12 protein-coding genes are annotated in these 16616 nt (G+C 69.3%); 6 read left to right on the top strand and 6 right to left on the bottom strand.

Features of this window, described 5'->3' with window-relative positions; genetic code table 11:
- Positions 1 to 4: 4 nt before the first annotated feature.
- From DUGA2_RS13300 to DUGA2_RS13285, 4 genes are read left to right on the top strand one after another with little or no spacing between them, the layout of a single operon-like run.
- Positions 5 to 1528 (top strand): efflux transporter outer membrane subunit, encoded by a 1524-nt coding sequence (locus DUGA2_RS13300; protein ID WP_070269734.1) that lies wholly within the window; start codon positions 5 to 7, stop codon positions 1526 to 1528.
- Complete coding sequence (locus DUGA2_RS13295) at positions 1525 to 2598, top strand: HlyD family secretion protein (protein WP_070269733.1); 1074 nt, start codon at positions 1525 to 1527, stop codon at positions 2596 to 2598. The genes DUGA2_RS13300 and DUGA2_RS13295 overlap by 4 nt, the downstream gene beginning before the upstream one ends.
- Positions 2595 to 5345 (top strand): ribosome-associated ATPase/putative transporter RbbA, encoded by a 2751-nt coding sequence (gene rbbA, locus DUGA2_RS13290; protein ID WP_070269732.1) that lies wholly within the window; start codon positions 2595 to 2597, stop codon positions 5343 to 5345. The genes DUGA2_RS13295 and rbbA overlap by 4 nt, the downstream gene beginning before the upstream one ends.
- A gap of 3 nt (positions 5346 to 5348) precedes the next feature.
- A complete protein-coding gene (locus DUGA2_RS13285; RefSeq protein ID WP_070269731.1) occupies positions 5349 to 6488 on the top strand; it encodes an ABC transporter permease in 1140 nt (379 codons plus the stop codon).
- 6 nt (positions 6489 to 6494) lie between these two features.
- On the opposite strand, the gene DUGA2_RS13280 is transcribed toward DUGA2_RS13285, so the two are convergent.
- Entirely contained in the window at positions 6495 to 7424 is a 930-nt protein-coding gene (locus tag DUGA2_RS13280; RefSeq protein WP_286162309.1) for a Gfo/Idh/MocA family protein, read from the bottom strand.
- 141 nt (positions 7425 to 7565) lie between these two features.
- Between DUGA2_RS13280 and DUGA2_RS13275 the strand changes: the two genes are divergently transcribed.
- On the top strand, positions 7566 to 8663 hold the full coding sequence (locus tag DUGA2_RS13275; protein ID WP_070269730.1) for an acyl-CoA dehydrogenase: 1098 nt from the start codon (positions 7566 to 7568) through the stop codon (positions 8661 to 8663).
- Here the strand turns inward: DUGA2_RS13275 and DUGA2_RS13270 are convergent.
- Positions 8660 to 11191 carry a cation-translocating P-type ATPase gene (locus DUGA2_RS13270; protein ID WP_070269729.1) on the bottom strand — a complete coding sequence of 844 codons (2532 nt, stop codon included), beginning with the start codon at positions 11189 to 11191 and terminating at the stop codon, positions 8660 to 8662. The genes DUGA2_RS13275 and DUGA2_RS13270 overlap by 4 nt on opposite strands.
- Before the next feature lie 6 nt (positions 11192 to 11197).
- Complete coding sequence (locus DUGA2_RS13265; protein ID WP_070269728.1) at positions 11198 to 12403, bottom strand: NnrS family protein; 1206 nt, start codon at positions 12401 to 12403, stop codon at positions 11198 to 11200.
- Positions 12404 to 12589: 186 nt separating this feature from the next.
- Here DUGA2_RS13265 and DUGA2_RS13260 point away from each other — a divergent pair, with 186 nt between their 5' ends.
- Entirely contained in the window at positions 12590 to 12856 is a 267-nt protein-coding gene (locus DUGA2_RS13260) for a heavy-metal-associated domain-containing protein (protein ID WP_070269727.1), read from the top strand.
- 14 nt (positions 12857 to 12870) lie between these two features.
- Here DUGA2_RS13260 and DUGA2_RS13255 read toward each other — a convergent pair whose 3' ends face one another.
- The 3 genes from DUGA2_RS13255 to moaA all read right to left on the bottom strand — a co-directional run bounded on the left by DUGA2_RS13255 (position 12871) and on the right by moaA (position 16562).
- A complete protein-coding gene (locus DUGA2_RS13255; RefSeq protein ID WP_070269726.1) occupies positions 12871 to 13536 on the bottom strand; it encodes a response regulator in 666 nt (221 codons plus the stop codon).
- 24 nt (positions 13537 to 13560) lie between these two features.
- A complete protein-coding gene (locus tag DUGA2_RS13250; RefSeq protein ID WP_070269725.1) occupies positions 13561 to 15501 on the bottom strand; it encodes a type IV pili methyl-accepting chemotaxis transducer N-terminal domain-containing protein in 1941 nt (646 codons plus the stop codon).
- An 86-nt stretch (positions 15502 to 15587) separates the two neighbouring features.
- The gene (gene moaA, locus DUGA2_RS13245; protein WP_070269724.1) at positions 15588 to 16562 is read right to left on the bottom strand and encodes a GTP 3',8-cyclase MoaA; all 975 of its coding nucleotides are present in this window, start codon (positions 16560 to 16562) and stop codon (positions 15588 to 15590) included.
- Positions 16563 to 16616: the final 54 nt, after the last annotated feature.

The raw sequence follows: 16616 nt of genomic DNA, 5'->3' as shown, positions 1-16616 counted from the left end.
CACCATGTTCAAGCCCGCGCCGTTCGCCAGGCCGCGCACCGCCGTGACCACGGCAGCGCTGGCCGCCGCGCTGCTGTCGGCGGGCTGCGCTTCGCTGGCGCCGCAGTATGCGCGGCCGCCGTTGCCGGTCGCCGCCAGCTACGATGCGCCCGCCATCGCCGCCGCCGACAGCGCCCTGCCCGCATGGCGCGCCTACTTCACCGCGCCGGCGCTGCAAGCCTTGATCGCCGAAGCGCTGACGCAGAACCGCGACCTGCGCATCGCCATTGCACGGGTCGCGCAAGCCCGCGCCGCCTACGGCATCGAGCGCGCCGCCCGGCTGCCGCTGGTCGCCGCGCAAGCGTCCGGCCAACGCCAGCAGGTGCCCGCCGACCTCAGCCTGACGCGCAAGGAAATGATCACCAGCCAGTACCAGGCCGGCCTGGGCGTGAGCGCCTGGGAGCTCGACCTGTGGGGACGCCTGGCCAGCCTGCGCGGCGCCGCCCTGGAAGAGTACCTGGCCAGCGACGCCGCCCGCCGCGCCGTCGCCATGGCGCTGATCGCCCATGTGGCAGAAGGCTATTTCGACGTGCGCGAAATGGACCAGCGCATCGCCCTGGCGCGCCGCACGCTGGCCACGCGCCAGGAAAGCTACCGCATCTACGCGCGCCGGGTGGCGGTCGGCGCCACCTCGCGCCTCAACCTGGCGCAGGTGGAAACCCTGCTGCTGCAAGCGCAAGCGCTGACCAGCCAGCTGGAACAGGAACGCGACCGCAAGCGCCACGCGCTGCAACTGCTGGTCGGCAGCAGCGCATCGCTGGCGGCGACGCCCGACGCGCCTGCCCCGCCCGATGCGCCGAACGCGGCCAGGTCCGCCAACACATCGGCCGACACGGCCTTTGGCGACACGCTGCCCGCGCTGGCGCCGGGACTGCCGTCGGCGCTGCTGGAGCGCCGCGCCGACATCGTCGCCGCCGAACACCAGCTGCGCGCCGCCAACGCCAACATCGGCGCGGCCCGCGCCACGTTCTACCCGCAAGTGAGCCTGACCGCCGCGCTGGGCACCGCCAGCGCCGAGCTCGACGGCCTGTTCGCCGGCGGCAGCCGCGCATGGACCTTCGCGCCCAGCATCACGCTGCCGCTGTTCGACGGCGGCCGCCGCCACCAGAACCTGAGCCTGGCCGAAGCGCGCCGCGACAGCGCCATCGCCAACTACGAGAAGACCATCCAGGGCGCCTTCCGCGACGTCGCCGACGCCTTGTCGGCGCAAGCCTGGCTGGGCCGGCAACTGACCATCGCCGAACGCACGCTGCAAGTCCAGCGCGAGCGCGCCCGCCTGTCGCAGCTGCGCTACGACAACGGCGCCGCCGCCTTCCTCGACGTGCTCGACGCCCAGCGCGACCTGCTCAGCGCCGAGCAGCAATTGATACAGCTGCGCCGCGCCGCGCTCGGCGCCGGCATCGCCCTGTACAGCGCGCTCGGCGGCGATCCCGCCGTCGCCGCCGCGCCGCTGGCCGCTTCCACCGACCTTGCCCCCGACCACACATGACACCTGACCTGATCCGCAAACTCGCCGCCGTCGCCGTTGCCGCCTCCCTGCTGGGCGGCGGCGCCTACGCCTGGCACCGCATGCATCCCGCCGGCCCCGGCCCCGAATTCACCAGCGGCAACGGCCGCATCGAAGCGACCGAAATCGACGTCGCCGCCAAGCTGCCGGGCCGCCTGCAAGACATCGCCGTCAACGAAGGCGACTTCGTCAGCGCCGGCCAGGTGCTCGGCCATATGCAGGCGACCTCGCTGCAAGCCCAGCGCGACGAAGCGGCCGCCCGCCAGGCCCAGGCGCAAACCGGCGTCGCCAGCGCCGACGCCATGGTCGCCATGCGAGAGAGCGACCACCAGGCCGCGCAAGCGCTGGTGGTGCAGCGCGAAAGCGAACTGGACGCGGCCCAGCGCCGCCTCAAGCGCTCCGAAACGCTGGTGCTCGAAGGCGCCTCGTCCGAACAGGAACTGGATGACGACCGCAGCCGCGTGCGCGCCATGACCGCCGTGATCCGCGCCGCCCGCGCCCAGGTGGCGGCCGCCGCCAGCGCGGTCGAGGCGGCGCGCACCCAGGTGGCCGGCGCCCGCGCCGCCGTCACGGCGGCCCAGGCCACCGTCGGCCGCATCGACGTCGACCTGGCCGACAGCGCGCTGACCGCGCCACGCGCCGGCCGCGTGCAGTACCGCATCGCCCAGCCGGGCGAAGTGCTGGGCGGCGGCGGCAAGGTGCTCAACCTGGTCGACCTGGCCGATGTCTACATGACCTTCTTCGTGCCCGAGCAGGCCGCCGGCAAGCTGGCGCTGGGCGCGCCGGTGCGCGTGGTGCTCGACGCCGCGCCGCAGTACGTGCTGCCTGCCAAGATATCCTTCGTCGCCAGCACCGCGCAGTTCACGCCCAAGACGGTGGAAACCACCAGCGAGCGCCAGAAGCTGATGTTCCGCGTCAAGGCCCAGATCGATCCGGCGCTGCTGCAAAAGCACATGAAGCTGGTCAAGACCGGCCTGCCCGGCGTGGCCTGGGTGCGGCTTGACGCCGCCACGCCATGGCCGGCCGACCTGGAAGTCAGGGTGCCGCAATGAGCGACGCGCTGGCGGCCGGCGTCGCCGGGCTGCGCGGCGTCTCGCTGCAATACGGCGCCACCCGCGCGCTGGCCGGCATCGACCTCGATCTGCCGGCCGGCCGCATGATAGGCTTGATCGGACCGGACGGGGTCGGCAAGTCCAGCCTGCTGTCGCTGGTGGCCGGCGCCCGCGCCGTGCAGCAAGGCACGGTGACGGTGCTGGGCGGCGACATGCACAGCAAGCGCCACCGCGACGCCGTCTGCCCGCGCATCGCCTACATGCCGCAGGGCCTGGGCCGCAACCTGTATCCGACGCTGTCGGTGGAGGAAAACCTGCAATTCTTCGGCCGCCTGTTCGGCCACGACGCCGCCAGCCGCCGCCAGCGCATCGACCAGCTGACCGCCGGCACCGGCCTGGCGCCCTTCCTGCAACGCCCGGCCGGCAAGCTGTCCGGCGGCATGAAGCAGAAGCTGGGCCTGTGCTGCGCGCTGATCCACGATCCCGACCTGCTGATCCTCGACGAGCCGACCACCGGCGTCGACCCGCTGTCGCGCGCGCAGTTCTGGGACTTGATCGCCGGCATACGCCGCCAGCGCCCCGCCATGAGCGTGGTGGTGGCCACCGCCTACATGGAGGAAGCCGACCGCTTCGACTGGCTGGTGGCGATGGACGCCGGCCAGGTGCTGGCCACCGGCACGCCGCAGCAACTGCGCGCCCGCACCGCCACCACCACGCTGGAGGCGGCCTTCATCGCGCTGCTGCCGGCCGACAAGCGCGGCGGCCACCAGGCGGTCACGGTGCCGCCGTTCCAGCCCGAGGCTGGCGGCGACAGCATCGCCATCGAAGCCCAGGGCCTGACGATGCGCTTCGGCGATTTCGTCGCGGTCGACCATGTGGACTTCCGCATCCGCCGCGGCGAGATCTTCGGCTTCCTCGGCTCCAACGGCTGCGGCAAGTCGACCACGATGAAAATGCTGACCGGCCTGCTGCCCGCGACCGAGGGCAGCGCCCGCCTGTTCGGCGCCGAGGTCGACGCCGGCGACATGGCCACGCGCCGCCGCGTCGGCTACATGTCGCAAGCGTTCTCGCTGTATGGCGAACTGACGGTGGCGCAAAACCTGGTGCTGCATGCGCGCATGTTCAGCGTGCCCGAGGCGCAGATCGCCGGCCGCGTGGCCGACATGGCCGAACGCTTCGGCCTCACCGCCGCGCTCGACACGCTGCCCGAGGCGCTGCCGCTGGGCGTGCGCCAGCGCCTGTCGCTGGCGGTGGCCATGGTGCACCAGCCCGAGCTGCTGATCCTCGACGAACCGACTTCCGGCGTCGACCCGGTCGCGCGCGACATGTTCTGGCGCCTGATGATAGACCTGGCCCGCAACGACCGCGTGACCATCTTCATCTCGACCCACTTCATGAACGAGGCCGAGCGCTGCGACCGCATCTCGCTGATGCATGCGGGCCGCGTGCTGGTCAGCGCCGCGCCCGCCGAACTGCCGGCCATGCGCGGCGTCGACACGCTGGAACAAGCCTTCATCGCCTACCTGGAGGAAGCGGCCGGCCCGGCGCCGCAGACCGGCGCGCCGCCGCAACAGGCAACGCAAGCAGCCACGCAAGCGCCGGCCGCGCCGCGCGCCGGCTGGCGCCGCAGCCTGCAACGGGCCGCCAGCTACACGCTGCGCGAGACGCTGGAGCTGCGGCGCGATCCGGTGCGCGCCACGCTGGCGCTGCTGGGGACGGCGATCCTGATGTTCATCATCGGCTACGGCATCAATATGGACGTGGAAAACCTGTCCTACGCCGTGCTGGACCGCGACCAGAGCGGCCTGAGCCAGAACTACGCGCTCAACCTGTCCGGCTCGCGCTACTTCGTCGAGCACGCGCCGCTGGCCGACTACGACGACCTCGACCGCCGCATGCGCAGCGGCGAACTGGCGCTGGCGATCGAGATCCCGCCCGGCTTCGGCCGCACCCTGCAGCGCGGCGATCCGGTGACGATAGGCGCCTGGGTCGACGGCGCCATGCCGATGCGGGCCGAGACCACGCGCGGCTACGTGCAAGCCATGCACCAGCTGTGGCTGGCCGACATGGCGCAGCACCGGCTGGGCATGAAGCTGGCCGGCGCCGGCACGCTGGAAACGCGCTACCGCTACAACCCCGACGTCAAGAGCCTGCCGGCCATGATACCGGCGGTGATCCCCATGCTGCTGATGATGATACCGGCCATGCTCAGCGCGCTGTCGGTGGTGCGCGAGAAGGAGCTGGGCTCCATCCTCAACCTGTACGTGACGCCGGTGACGCGGCTGGAATTCCTGCTCGGCAAACAGCTGCCGTATATCGCGCTGGGCATGCTGAACTTCGCGCTGCTGACCTTGCTGGCGGCCACCGTGTTCGGCGTGCCGGTCAAGGGCAGCCTGGCGGCGCTGACGCTGGCCGCGCTGGTCTACGTGGTGTGCGCCACCGGCCTGGGCCTGCTGGTGTCGACCTTCACCCGCAGCCAGATCGCCGCGCTGTTCGTGACCATCATCGGCACCGTCATCCCCTGCGTGCAGTTTGCCGGGCTGCTCAATCCGGTGTCCGGCCTGAGCGGCGCGGGCGCGCTGATCGGCCGCATCTACCCGGCCACCCACTTCCTGACCATCAGCCGGGGCGTGTTCAGCAAGGCGCTCGGACTGGCCGAGCTGGGCGGATCGCTGTGGCCGCTGCTGGCGGCAGTGCCGGTCATCCTGACAGCGTCGGTGCTGTTGCTCGACAAGCAGGAGCGCTGAACCATGCGTACACCGTTGAACACGCGCCTGGCGCACATCTACCGGCTGGGCGTCAAGGAACTGTGGAGCCTGCTGCGCGATCCGGCCATGCTGGTGCTGATCGTCTACACCTTCTCGCTGTCGATTTACGTGGCGGCGACGGCGATGCCGGAAAGCCTGCACAACGCCGCCATCGCCATCGTCGACCTGGACGGCTCGCCGCTGTCGGCGCGCATCGCGGCCGGCTTTTACCCGCCGCATTTCCGCACGCCGTCATTGGTCAGCGCGGCCCGGGCCGACGCCGGCCTGGACAACGGCGACTACACCTTCGTGCTGGCCATCCCGCCCGGCTACCAGCGCGACACGCTGGCCGGACGGGCGCCGACGATACAGCTCAACGTCGACGCCACACGCATGAGCCAGGCCTTCACCGGCAACGGCTACATCCAGCAGATCGTCGGCGCCGAGGTCGGCGACTTCCTGCGCCGCCAGCAGGAAGCCGCCGCGCCGCCGGTGGCGCTGGACTTGCGCATGCGCTTCAATCCCAACCTGGAGCAGTCGTGGTTCGGCTCGCTGATGGAGATCATCAACAACGTCACCATGCTGTCCATCATCCTGACCGGCGCGGCGCTGATACGCGAGCGCGAACACGGCACCATCGAGCACCTGCTGGTGATGCCGGTGACACCGATGGAAATCATGCTGGCCAAGGTCTGGTCGATGGGGACGGTGGTGGTGCTGGCCGCGCTGGCGGCGCTGGTGTTCATCGTGCAGGGCGCGCTGGCGGTGCCGATCAGCGGCTCGATCGCGCTGTTCGTGCTGGTGACGGCGCTGCACCTGTTCGCCACCACCTCGATGGGCATCTTCCTGGCCACGCTGGCGCGCAGCATGCCGCAGTTCGGCATGCTGCTGGTATTGGTGCTGCTGCCGCTGCAACTGCTGTCGGGCGGCTCCACGCCGCGCGAGAGCATGCCGGCGCTGGTGCAGGACATCATGCTGGCGGCGCCGACCACGCATTTCGTCGCGGCGGCCCAGGCCATCCTGTACCGGGGCGCCGGCCTGGGCGTGATCTGGCCGCAGCTGCTGGCGCTGGCGGCGATCGGCGCGGTGCTGTTCGCGCTGTCGCTGCGACGCTTCCGCAAGACCATCGGACAGATGGCCTGAACGGCGTCAGTCGTGGAAGGCGGCCACCACTTTGCGCTGGCCCAGCATGAAGGCGTCGGCCACGTGGAGCAGCGGCGCCACGTCCACGTCGGCGCGGCCGGCGCGGACCAGCTCGGCGAAGCGGCGGTACAGCGACGGGTATTCCGCCTCCTTCTCCAGCGGCTGCTCGACGCCGTGCACCCACAGGCGGGCGCCGCCGTTGCTCAGCTTGAGTTCGCCGTCGGCGGTCTGCACCACGATGTCCCAGCTTTGCGGGCCGGTCTGGCGCCAGTCGAACTGGGCGTGCACCGGCATGCCGGCAGCGTCCTGGAAATGCAGTTCGGCCGCGATGGGCGCGTCGCGGTTCTCCGGGAACTCCAGCGTGGCGCGGTTCAGGAAGATCCCCGCCGGCAGGATTTCGGTGACGATGGACAGCGCGTTGATGCCCGGGTCGAACACGCCCAGGCCGCCGGCCTGCCAGATCCACTCCTGGTTCGGGTGCCACTGGCGCACATCTTCCTTCCAGCTGACCTGCATGGCGGTCGGCGCGTGGGCGGCCAGGTAGGCCTTGGCCGGCTGCACCGCCGGCGCGTAGCGCGAATGCCAGCTGGTGAACAGCGTCACGCCCTTGGCGGCGGCCAGCGCCTCCAGGTCGGCCACTTCCGACAGCGTCGCACCCGGCGGCTTTTCCAGGAACACGTGCTTGCCGGCCGCCAGCGCGACCTGCGCCGCCTGGTAGCGGTACTGCGGCGGCATGCACAGCGACACGGCGTCGATCTCCGGCACCGCCGCCAGCATGGCCTCGATGGAGGTGAAACCCGGCAGGCCAGGCACGGTGTTATGCCGGCTGGCCGAGGCCACCAGTTCGAAATCGGCGTTGGCCGCGATGGCCGGCAGGTGCTGGTCGTGGACGATCTTGCCGACGCCGACGATCGCGAGTTTGATTGCTGACATCATCAGTCTTTCATAAAATGGGAGATTGCGCGCCATCATGCTACGACGCCCGCGCCGGGGATACCAATCATTTTTCTCGCTGCAAACATACGGAAATGGAATGGCTGTCCCCGCTCGACGGCCGATAATGCGAAAATACCGGGCATGACACCTCACCTCCTCGCGCGCGACGCGCGCCGCATCGAACGCTACGCCGCCATGGCGGACACCGCCCGTTTCCTGCACCCGATCCAGCAAGCGCTGCTGCATCGGCGCGGCTGGCTCAAAATGCTGGCCCCGCGCGCCAGCGGCGGCGCCGAACTGCCGCTGCCGGACGCGGTGCGGCTGGAGGAAGCCGTGGCCGCCGTCGACGGCAGCATGGGCTGGGTGCTGACCTTGTGCGCGGGCGCCGGCTGGTTCGCCGGCTTCCTGCCGCCGGCGCTGGCGCGCGACATCATAGGCGGCAAGCGCGTCTGCCTGGGCGGCAGCGGCGCCCCGACCGGCTATGCCGAGCAGGAAGTCGATGGGGAAGCCGCAGGGTTCCGCATCACCGGCCGCTGGGACTACGCCAGCGGCGCCCCGATGGCCACCCATTTCACGCTGAACGCCGTGTTGCGCGCCAACGGCCAGCCGCTGCTGGACGAGCACGGCGCGCCGCGCATCCGCGCCTTCCTGGTGCCGGCGGAACAGGTGCAGATCGTGCCGTCATGGGGCAGCATCGGCATGCGCGCCAGCGCCTCGCACAGCTACCGCGTCGACGGCGCCTGGGTGAGCGAACAGCACGGCTTCGCCATCCGCCCCGATGCCGCGACGGCGGACGGGCCGCTATACCGTTTTCCGTTTTACTCGCTGGCCTATGTCACGCTGGCGGCCAATATCGCGGGCATGGCGGGCCATTTCGTGCGGCTGGCCGAGCCCTGCATGCGCCGCCGCCGGCACGCGGTGAAAGACCTGCCGCTGCTGGAGGTGCCGGAAGTCGCCGCGCTGCTGCGGGACAAGGAAAGCGCCCTGGCCTCCGCCCGCACGCATTTCTACGCGGTGCTGGACCGCAGCTGGACGCAGGTGGTTGACGGCACGCAGCTCGACGCCGACGCCATGCACGCCGTGCAGGCCAGCTCCCTGGCGCTGGTGGCCGCCTCGCGCGCTGCGGTCGACGAGCTGTATCCCTACTGCGGCCTGTACGCGGCGCACGAGGACAGTACCATCAACCGCGTCTGGCGCGACTTCCACACCGCCAGCCAGCATTCCTTGCTGCTGCCCTAGGCCGGCCACCGCCAGCGGGCCTGCACCCACTTAACCGATTCGAACCACGCCACGCCCAGGGCGGCGACCAGGACCGACATGGCCAGCGCCGCCGCCCCGGGCAGCGCGAAGGCGAACATGTCCCGGATCGGCTCCACGCCCAGCACCACGGCCAGCAGCAGCAAGGCGGACAGTCCGATCCAGGCGAACGGCCGGTTCGCGGACACGCGCCGCTCGCGGCCCCGTGGCGTCCAGCTGCGGTTGGCGTGGATCAGCCCCAGGTTGGCCAGGATCAGCGTGACGAAGATCGTGGTGCGGACACCGGCCTCCGATATGCCGGCCCCGCTCAACAGCACGTGGTAGACGATCAACATCAGCAGCAAGCCGCCGCCCTGGAGCAGGCCGCGGATCAGGAGGTCGCGGTCGAACAGGCGCTGGTCCCGGCTTCTCGGCCTGGCCGCCATCGCCCCGGCCTCGACCGGCTCCGCTTCGAACACGATGGAACAGGCCGGATCGATCACCAGTTGCAGGAACAGTATGTGTACCGGCATCAGCAGTATCGGCCAGCCCAGCAGCACCGGCAGGATAGACAAGCCGACGATGGGCACATGCACCGCGACGATGAACACGATCGCCTTGCGCAGATTGGCAAACAGGCGGCGGCCGTGCCGCACCGCCAACAGCAGCGACGAGAAATCATCCTTGAGCAGCACCAGCGCCGCCGCCTCGCGCGCCACGTCGCTGCCGCGCGCGCCCATGGCCACGCCGATGCTGGCCGCCTTCAGCGCCGGCGCGTCGTTGACGCCGTCGCCGGTCATGGCGACGATGTCGCCCTCGCTTCGCAAGGCCTGCACCAGGCGCAGCTTCTGCTCCGGCGCGATCCGGCAGTACACCGTCGTCCCGGCCAGCCTGGCCCGGAGCGCCGCATCGTCCATCGCCGCCAGCTCCTCGCCGGACAGCAGCGTGCCGGCGCCGTCGGCGATGCCCGCCTGCCGCGCAATCGCCAGCGCCGTGGCCGGATGGTCGCCGGTGATCATCACCACGCGCATGCCCGCCGCATGGCATTGCGCCACCGCCTGCGGGACTTCCGGCCGCACCGGGTCCTCCAGCGCCACCAGGCCGAGAAACTCGAAATCGAAATCATGCTGGTTGTCCGGCAGGCGCGACGCCGGGAACGTGGCGCGGGCCACGCCGATCACCCGCAGTCCGCTGTCGGCCAGGGCCGCGACCTGGGCGGCGACGGCGGCGGCGCGCTGCGGCGCCATGTGGCACAGGTCGACGATGGCTTCCGGCGCGCCCTTGGCGGCGACCAGATAGGCCGACTGGTCCGGCGAGCGCCACACCCGCGACATCGCCAGCATCTGGCGCGACAAGGGGTAATCGTCGATCAGCATCCAGTCGGCATGCAGATGTTCGGTATTGGCCAGCAGGCGTGCGCCGGCCTCGCCGATGGCGTGCTCCATCGGATCGAAGGCGCGGCGGTGGCTGGCGAGCACCGCATATTCAAGCAAGCCGTGCAGCTCCTCCTGCAACGCGGCCGCGCCCGGCGGCAGGCAAAGGTAGTCGCCCTGCTCCGACCACAGCCGCGACACTTCCATGCGGTTGACGGTCAAGGTGCCGGTCTTGTCCACGCACAGCACGCTGGTCGCGCCCAGCAATTCAATCGCCGGGATGCTGCGCGCCAGCACCTGCTCGCGCGCCAGCCGGCGCGCGCTCAGTCCCAGGAACAGCGTCAGGATGACCGGCAGTTCCTCCGGCAGGATCGCCATCGCCAGCGTCAGGCCGGCCAGCAAGCCTTGCAGACAGTCGCCGCGCAACCACCAGTAGGCGAAGGCCAGGCAGGCCGCCAGGCACAGACCGGCCACGGCGACGGTCTTGACCACGCCCCGGGTTTCCAATTGTATCGGCGTCAATTCGACACCCAGCGTCGCCAGCGACGCGCCGATGCGGCCCAGCGCGCTGCGCTCGCCCGTCGCCACGACGATGCCGCTGGCCGTGCCTTGCGTGACCAGCGTGCCGGAGTACACACGCCGCTCGGCCTCCCCGACGCCTTCGGCCGCCGCGTGCTTGGTCACAGGGACCGACTCGCCCGTCAGCATCGACTCGTCGACCGTCAGATTGGAGGCGGCGGTCAGCTCCATGTCCGCCGGCACGCGGTCGCCCTCGGCCAGCAGCACCAGATCGCCCGTCACCAGCTCGCGGCCGGCGATGCGCGCCTGCCGTCCATCCCGTATCACCAGTGCGCGCGGGCAGGACAGGTCGCGCAAAGCCTCCAGCGAGCGCTCGGTGCGCCGTTGCTGGAAGAAGGTCATGCCGATCACGACCAGCACAAAACCGAGCAGCATCAAGGCTTCGCCACGGTCGCCCAGGCTCAGGTAGACGCCGCCACAGGCCACCAGCAACAGGAACATCGGCTCGGACACCACGTCCACCAGCAGCCGCCATGCGCCCAGCGGGCGCGACGCCGGCAACTCGTTCGGCCCGTCCGCCAGCAGCCGGGCCGCGGCCTCGGAACATGTCAAGCCTTCCAGGTCGTGCGGCCCGCTCATGCCGCGTCAGCCCGGCTTGCCGTCCGCGCGCGGACTGGTCAGGTACGGCGCATAGACATAGGCATACAGGCTGAAAGCGACGGTCCAGCATGCGGCGCTGAGCACCAGGGTGCCGACACCGCCATCCCAGCCCAGCGCCGACAACACCCGGGTCAGCGCGCTGAACTGGATCAGCGCGAACATCGCGGTCTCCGCCCTGCCCGCGCGCAGCGGCCGGCCGGTGTGACCCAGCGTGGTGCGCGTCATCATGCCGAGGATCAGGCCGGCCATCGAGCCGACCGTCAGCGCATGGAAGCCCGCGCTGGCGCTGACCATCTGCCAGCGCGACAGCACCAGCAGCACCAGCCCGGCGGCGATCCACGCGTAGGACAGGTGCATGATCCACAGCAGCGGCACGCGGCCCGTCTTCAGCGCCTGCCAGCGCCACAGGCGCAGCAGCACCAGCGCGGCGGCCGCCACGCCGACCGGTGCGATCAGCCAGGCCGGCACGCCGGCCACCCAGCCCAGCGCGAACGCCGCGAGCAAGCCCAGCGACCACTTGTCCAGCTTCGGTTGCACGATAGGCGTGGTGCCCGGAGCGCCATTACGGGTGAACATGGGAATGATGCGCGTGCCGATCGCGCCTTCCATCAGCACGACGACCAGGATCGCCGCCTGCACCGGCGCGATCGGGTTGACCGCCAGCCAGCCCAGCGTGACGGCATGGAACACGCCGTTGGCCACCGCCATCAGCACCAGCAGGCCGACCAGGAAGTAGTTGCGGCGGTTGCCGGCCTTCTGCATCACGCGCCACAGCGGCCAGGCCGCCGCCGGCAGGAACAGCCAGTCCACCAGCGCGCCGGCCAGCGGCGGCGCCAGCAGCATCGCCAGCCGGCCCAGCAGCCACAAGGCCACCAGCGCCGCCAGCTTGCCGCGCACCGGCGTCCAGTTGCCGGTCCAGTTGAACGCGGCCGTGTACAGGAAACCCACCACCACCGCCGCCGCCATGCCGAACACCATCTCGTGCATATGCCAGGCGAAGCCGACATGCAGCCAGCTTTCGGCGCCGGCCGGCCACCAGCCCAGGTAGCGCAGCATCCACAGCGGAATCGCCAGCGCCGCGAAGCCCGCAGCGACCAGGTAGAACGGCCGGAAGCCCAGCCGCCAAAGGGGATGGCTGCCATCCCATGCGCCGGCTTTCCCGGCAGGTTCTTCAATATGGAGCAAGCTCATGATCTACATCCTGTAAGAGTATGCGGCCATTGTGGTCGCAGCCGCCGCGCGGTGAAAGTTGACGCCCATTTCGCATAACCTGGATCAAGGAAAATCCAATTGCCCGCCGCTTTTGCCGTCCTGCTATCGACCGCCGGCGAGCTTTGGCTTAGGCTGTCTGCGTGTCACCAATAACCAAGGAATACTATGCAAACAGAACTCATTATCGACGGCATGGACGGCGAAGCCTGCGCCGACATCATCGCCCGCGTACTCGGCGACATCGACGGCGTCAGCGATGTGCGCGTCTCCTTGCGCGACCGCCGCGCCAGCGCGCGCATCGATGAATCGTTGACCTCGCCGCACCTGCTGATGCGCAAGCTGGCGATGGCCGGCTACGCCTCCAGCGCCGCCACCGAGGCCGCGCCGGCGGCCGCAGCGGGCGGCTGCTGCGGCGGCTGCTGCGGCGGCTAGACAGCCACCACGTCTCAACCGCCGCCGTGCATGCGGTGCTCGACCGCATACACAGCCGCCTGCACCCGGCTGCTCAGCTTCAGCTTCTTCAACACATTCTGCACATGAATCTTGACCGTGCTTTCGGCCAGGTCCAGCGTGCGCGCGATGCCCTTGTTGCTCTCGCCGCGCGCCAGGCAATCGAGGATTTCCCGTTCACGCGGCGTCAGCTTGTCCAGCTCGGACGCCGCCGGCGTCGCCGCGCCATTCTGCAACTGGGCCACCAGCTTGGCGGTCATCGCCTCGGCCACCACGGTCTCGCCGGCGGCGGCGCGGCGTATCGCCCGCGTCAGGTAGTCGGTGTCGATATTCTTCAGCAGATAGCCGCTGGCGCCCGCCTTCAGCGCCACGCTCAAGTCCTCCGCATCCTCGGACACGGTCAGCATCACGATCGCGCTGTCGGGGCAATCCTGGCGCAGCAGCTGCAGCGTTTCCACGCCGGACATGCCGGGCATGTTCAAGTCCAGCAGGATCACCTGCGGCTTGAGCTGCTGCGCGCGCTTGACGCCTTCGAAGCCGTCGGCCGCCTCGCCCACCACCGCGAATTCCGGGTGGCGCTGCAGCAGCGAGCGTATGCCGCTGCGGAACAGCGTATGGTCGTCGACCAGCAGCACGCTGATAGGGCTTGCATCATTGTCCATCGGTTCCAGCCTTTCTTGATAGGTTTATGCGGCGCGGCGCTGGGCGCGCGGCAAGCGCAGCACCACCTCGGTGCCGGCGCCCGGCGCAGACTTCAGGTGCAGCTGCGCGTCGATGCGCTGCGCCCGCTCGCGCATGATGTTGATGCCGACATGGGCCTCGCCCAGCGACTCCAGCGCGGCAGGATCGAAGCCATGGCCGTTGTCGCGCACGCTCAGCGTAAAGTCCTGCTCGTCCACCAGGCTGACCCATACCTGGCTGGCCGAGGAATGCTTGCGCACGTTCGACAGCGCTTCCTGCACGATGAACAGCAATTGCAGCTGGTGCTCGCGCGGGAAAGGCGCGCCGTCGGAATCGGCCTCGAAATCGACCGCGATACCGCTCTGGCGCCGGAACTTGTCGACCACTGTTTCCAGCGACGTCACCAGATTGCCTTCTTGCAGGCGGGTGCGGAAGTTGTGCAGCAGCTCGCGCACATCCTGGTAGCTCTCCTCGACGCCGGCCCGCAGCGCCGGCACGATGCTCTCGACCTCGTCCAGCCGCTGGTTCTGCAGCGACTGCTCCAGCATCTGCACCTGCAGGTTCAGGAAGTTCAAGCCTTGGGCGATGCTGTCGTGCAGGCCCTGCGCCACCAGGTTGCGTTCCTCGGAAATGGCCAGCTCGCGGTCGCGCCCTTGCAGGCGCAGGTTTTCGATTGCCGTGCCCAGGAGCTGGCCCAGCGTCTCCAGCAGCGCCGTCTGCGCGGCGGAAAACACCGTCGTCGCGCGGAAGTGCAGATTGAAGAAGCCCAGATGCTGGCGCTGCGCAAAGATGTGGAAGATCGAAATCGTCGCGAAACCTTCGCGGTGGCATTGCAGCATATTGCGGTCGTCCTTGCGGCGCAGGTCGTGGATCACGGCCAGCTTGTTGACCACCGCCTCGCCGCACAGGCATTCGCCCACTTTCAGGCAGCGCTCGGTCTCGACCAGTTTCTCCGACAAGCCCCAATGCACCAGCATATGCAGGTTGTCGCGGTTGGGATCGAGGATGCGCACCGAGCCGGCGTCGGCCTTGAAGTATTCGCTGATGCGTTGCAGGAAACCCTCGCACATCGCCTCCGCCGACTGCGCCTGCTGCAGGAAGGACGCGCTGTCGTACAGCAGCGCCAGTTCGCGGTTCTGCTGTTCCAGTTCGGACGTTTTGAGATTGACCCGCTGCTCCAGGTGTTGGTAGGAATCCTTGAGCTTGTCGGCCATCTGATTGAAGCCGCGCGCCAGCATGCCGAATTCGTCATTGCTGTCCACGGGAAGCCGCACGCTGAAATCCTGTTCGCGCATCCGGTCCATGCCGGCTTGCAGCCGCGTCACCGGCGCCACGATCATGTCGAACAGCAGGTAGATGATGCTGACCGTGCCCACCAGGGCCAGGGCCAGCAACGACAATTGCGAAGCGCGCAGCCAGAAGGTGCGGTTTTCGCTGTCGCGCTCGATGCGCTGCACCAGTTGGTCCACGCGCTGCACGAACTCCTCGGTGCGCTGCCGTATCAGTTGCTGCTGGGTGGCAGGCACGGCTTCGGCCGCCGCCAGCGCGCGCGCCGGCGGCGCCAGCACGCTACGCCACTGCTGTTCGACGTCGGCATAGGCGGTGCGGATCGCGGCTGTCGGCGGCAGGGACAGCGGACGCTGCGGATCGCCGCGCCGCAGCAGCGCCATCGTGTTGTCGATGCGGCCCAGCTGGGCGTTCAACTGGGTGCTTGCGGCCGTGCGGCCGCCGCCGTTCTCCACCTGCATCGCCAGCATCGCCAGGCGGTAGCTATCCATGCGCAAGCTGCCGGCCACATTGATCGCGGCGGCGCTGCCTTCCAGTTGCCACGACAGCAAAAGCGTGCCGCCGATCACCATCAGGGCGACCGCCAGAAAACTCAGCAGCAGGCCGACGATGCGGGTCGACAATTTCTGCCAGCCGGCGAACAGCGTCGGCTTCAGCACGGCGTGATGCGCCGGCGGGCGATATGGGACATGGTTGCTCCGTTATTCAACATCCGAGTTGCAAGTATACACGCGCGGTGAGCAGGCTATCCACCGGTCTGCGACATGAAGCGCACGATCTTGGCCGGTGCCTGGCCAAAGTCATGCTGCTGGGGCTTGAGTTCGATGGCCTCGCGGATCGCCTGCTCCAGTTCGGCATCGCTGGCGCCGCCGCGCAGCAAGGGGCGCAGCGGATACTGCTGCTCCTGGCCCAGGCACAGGTACAGCGTGCCGTCCACCGCCAGCCGCACGCGGTTGCAGGTGGCGCAGAAGTGCTGCGACAGCGGCGTGATGAAGCCGATGCTGGCGCTGCCGTCGGCCGTGGCCCAGTAGCGCGCAGGCCCGCCGCCCAGTTCCAGCGCCTGCGGCACCAGATTAAATTTTTCCGCCAGCCGCGCCTGCACCGGGGCCAGGTTCAGATAGGCCGTGTTGCGGCCCGTCTCGCCCATGGGCATGACTTCGATCAGGCGCAGCACAAACTGCTGCTCGATGCAGAACGCGGCCATGGCATCGATCTCGGCGTCGTTGACGCCGCGCATGGCCACCATATTGATCTTGACCGGCGCCAGTCCGGCTGCCTTGGCCGCTTGCAGGCCGTCCAGCACGGCGGGCAGGCAGTCACGCCCGGTGATGCCGGCCATGCATTCGCGGTCCAGCGTGTCGAGGCTGACGTTGACGCGGGAGATGCCGGAGGCGGCCAGCGCCTCGGCGTAGCGCGCCAGCCGGGTGCCGTTGGTCGACAGCGACAGGTCGCGCACGCCGTCCAGCGCGGACAGCCGGGAAGCCAGTTGCGGCAGGTTGCGCCGGGTCAGCGGCTCGCCGCCGGTCAGGCGCACGCGGGAGGTGCCGAGCCGCGCGAAGGCTGCGACCACCCGCTCGATCTCGTCGAAGCTGAGCCAGTCGGGCGGGTCTTCATAGCCCTTGAAATCCTTGGGCATGCAATAAGTACAGCGCAGGTCACAGCGGTCCGTGACCGACACCCGCAGATAGTCGATCGATCGACCAAAACGGTCGCTTAACATCGTCGCTCTCCTGTTTTCAATGGTGTGAGGCCATTGTAGCGGCCGGGAAGCGTC

This window comes from Duganella sp. HH101 (assembly GCF_001758795.1).
Lineage (GTDB): Bacteria > Pseudomonadota > Gammaproteobacteria > Burkholderiales > Burkholderiaceae_D > Rugamonas > Rugamonas rivuli.
Note: the sequence above shows the minus strand (reverse complement) of the source record. Positions and strands in the feature narration are given on the sequence as shown.

Bases quoted from the DNA above. Each gene is read 5' to 3' on its own strand.
- DUGA2_RS13300 (WP_070269734.1), top strand. From the start codon at position 5: ATGTTCAAGCCCGCGCCGTTCGCCAGGCCGCGCACCGCCGTGACCACG.
- DUGA2_RS13295 (WP_070269733.1), top strand. From the start codon at position 1,525: ATGACACCTGACCTGATCCGCAAACTCGCCGCCGTCGCCGTTGCCGCC.
- rbbA (WP_070269732.1), top strand. From the start codon at position 2,595: ATGAGCGACGCGCTGGCGGCCGGCGTCGCCGGGCTGCGCGGCGTCTCG.
- DUGA2_RS13285 (WP_070269731.1), top strand. From the start codon at position 5,349: ATGCGTACACCGTTGAACACGCGCCTGGCGCACATCTACCGGCTGGGC.
- DUGA2_RS13280 (WP_286162309.1), bottom strand. From the start codon at position 7,424: ATGATGTCAGCAATCAAACTCGCGATCGTCGGCGTCGGCAAGATCGTC.
- DUGA2_RS13275 (WP_070269730.1), top strand. From the start codon at position 7,566: ATGACACCTCACCTCCTCGCGCGCGACGCGCGCCGCATCGAACGCTAC.
- DUGA2_RS13270 (WP_070269729.1), bottom strand. From the start codon at position 11,191: ATGAGCGGGCCGCACGACCTGGAAGGCTTGACATGTTCCGAGGCCGCG.
- DUGA2_RS13265 (WP_070269728.1), bottom strand. From the start codon at position 12,403: ATGAGCTTGCTCCATATTGAAGAACCTGCCGGGAAAGCCGGCGCATGG.
- DUGA2_RS13260 (WP_070269727.1), top strand. From the start codon at position 12,590: ATGCAAACAGAACTCATTATCGACGGCATGGACGGCGAAGCCTGCGCC.
- DUGA2_RS13255 (WP_070269726.1), bottom strand. From the start codon at position 13,536: ATGGACAATGATGCAAGCCCTATCAGCGTGCTGCTGGTCGACGACCAT.
- moaA (WP_070269724.1), bottom strand. From the start codon at position 16,562: ATGTTAAGCGACCGTTTTGGTCGATCGATCGACTATCTGCGGGTGTCG.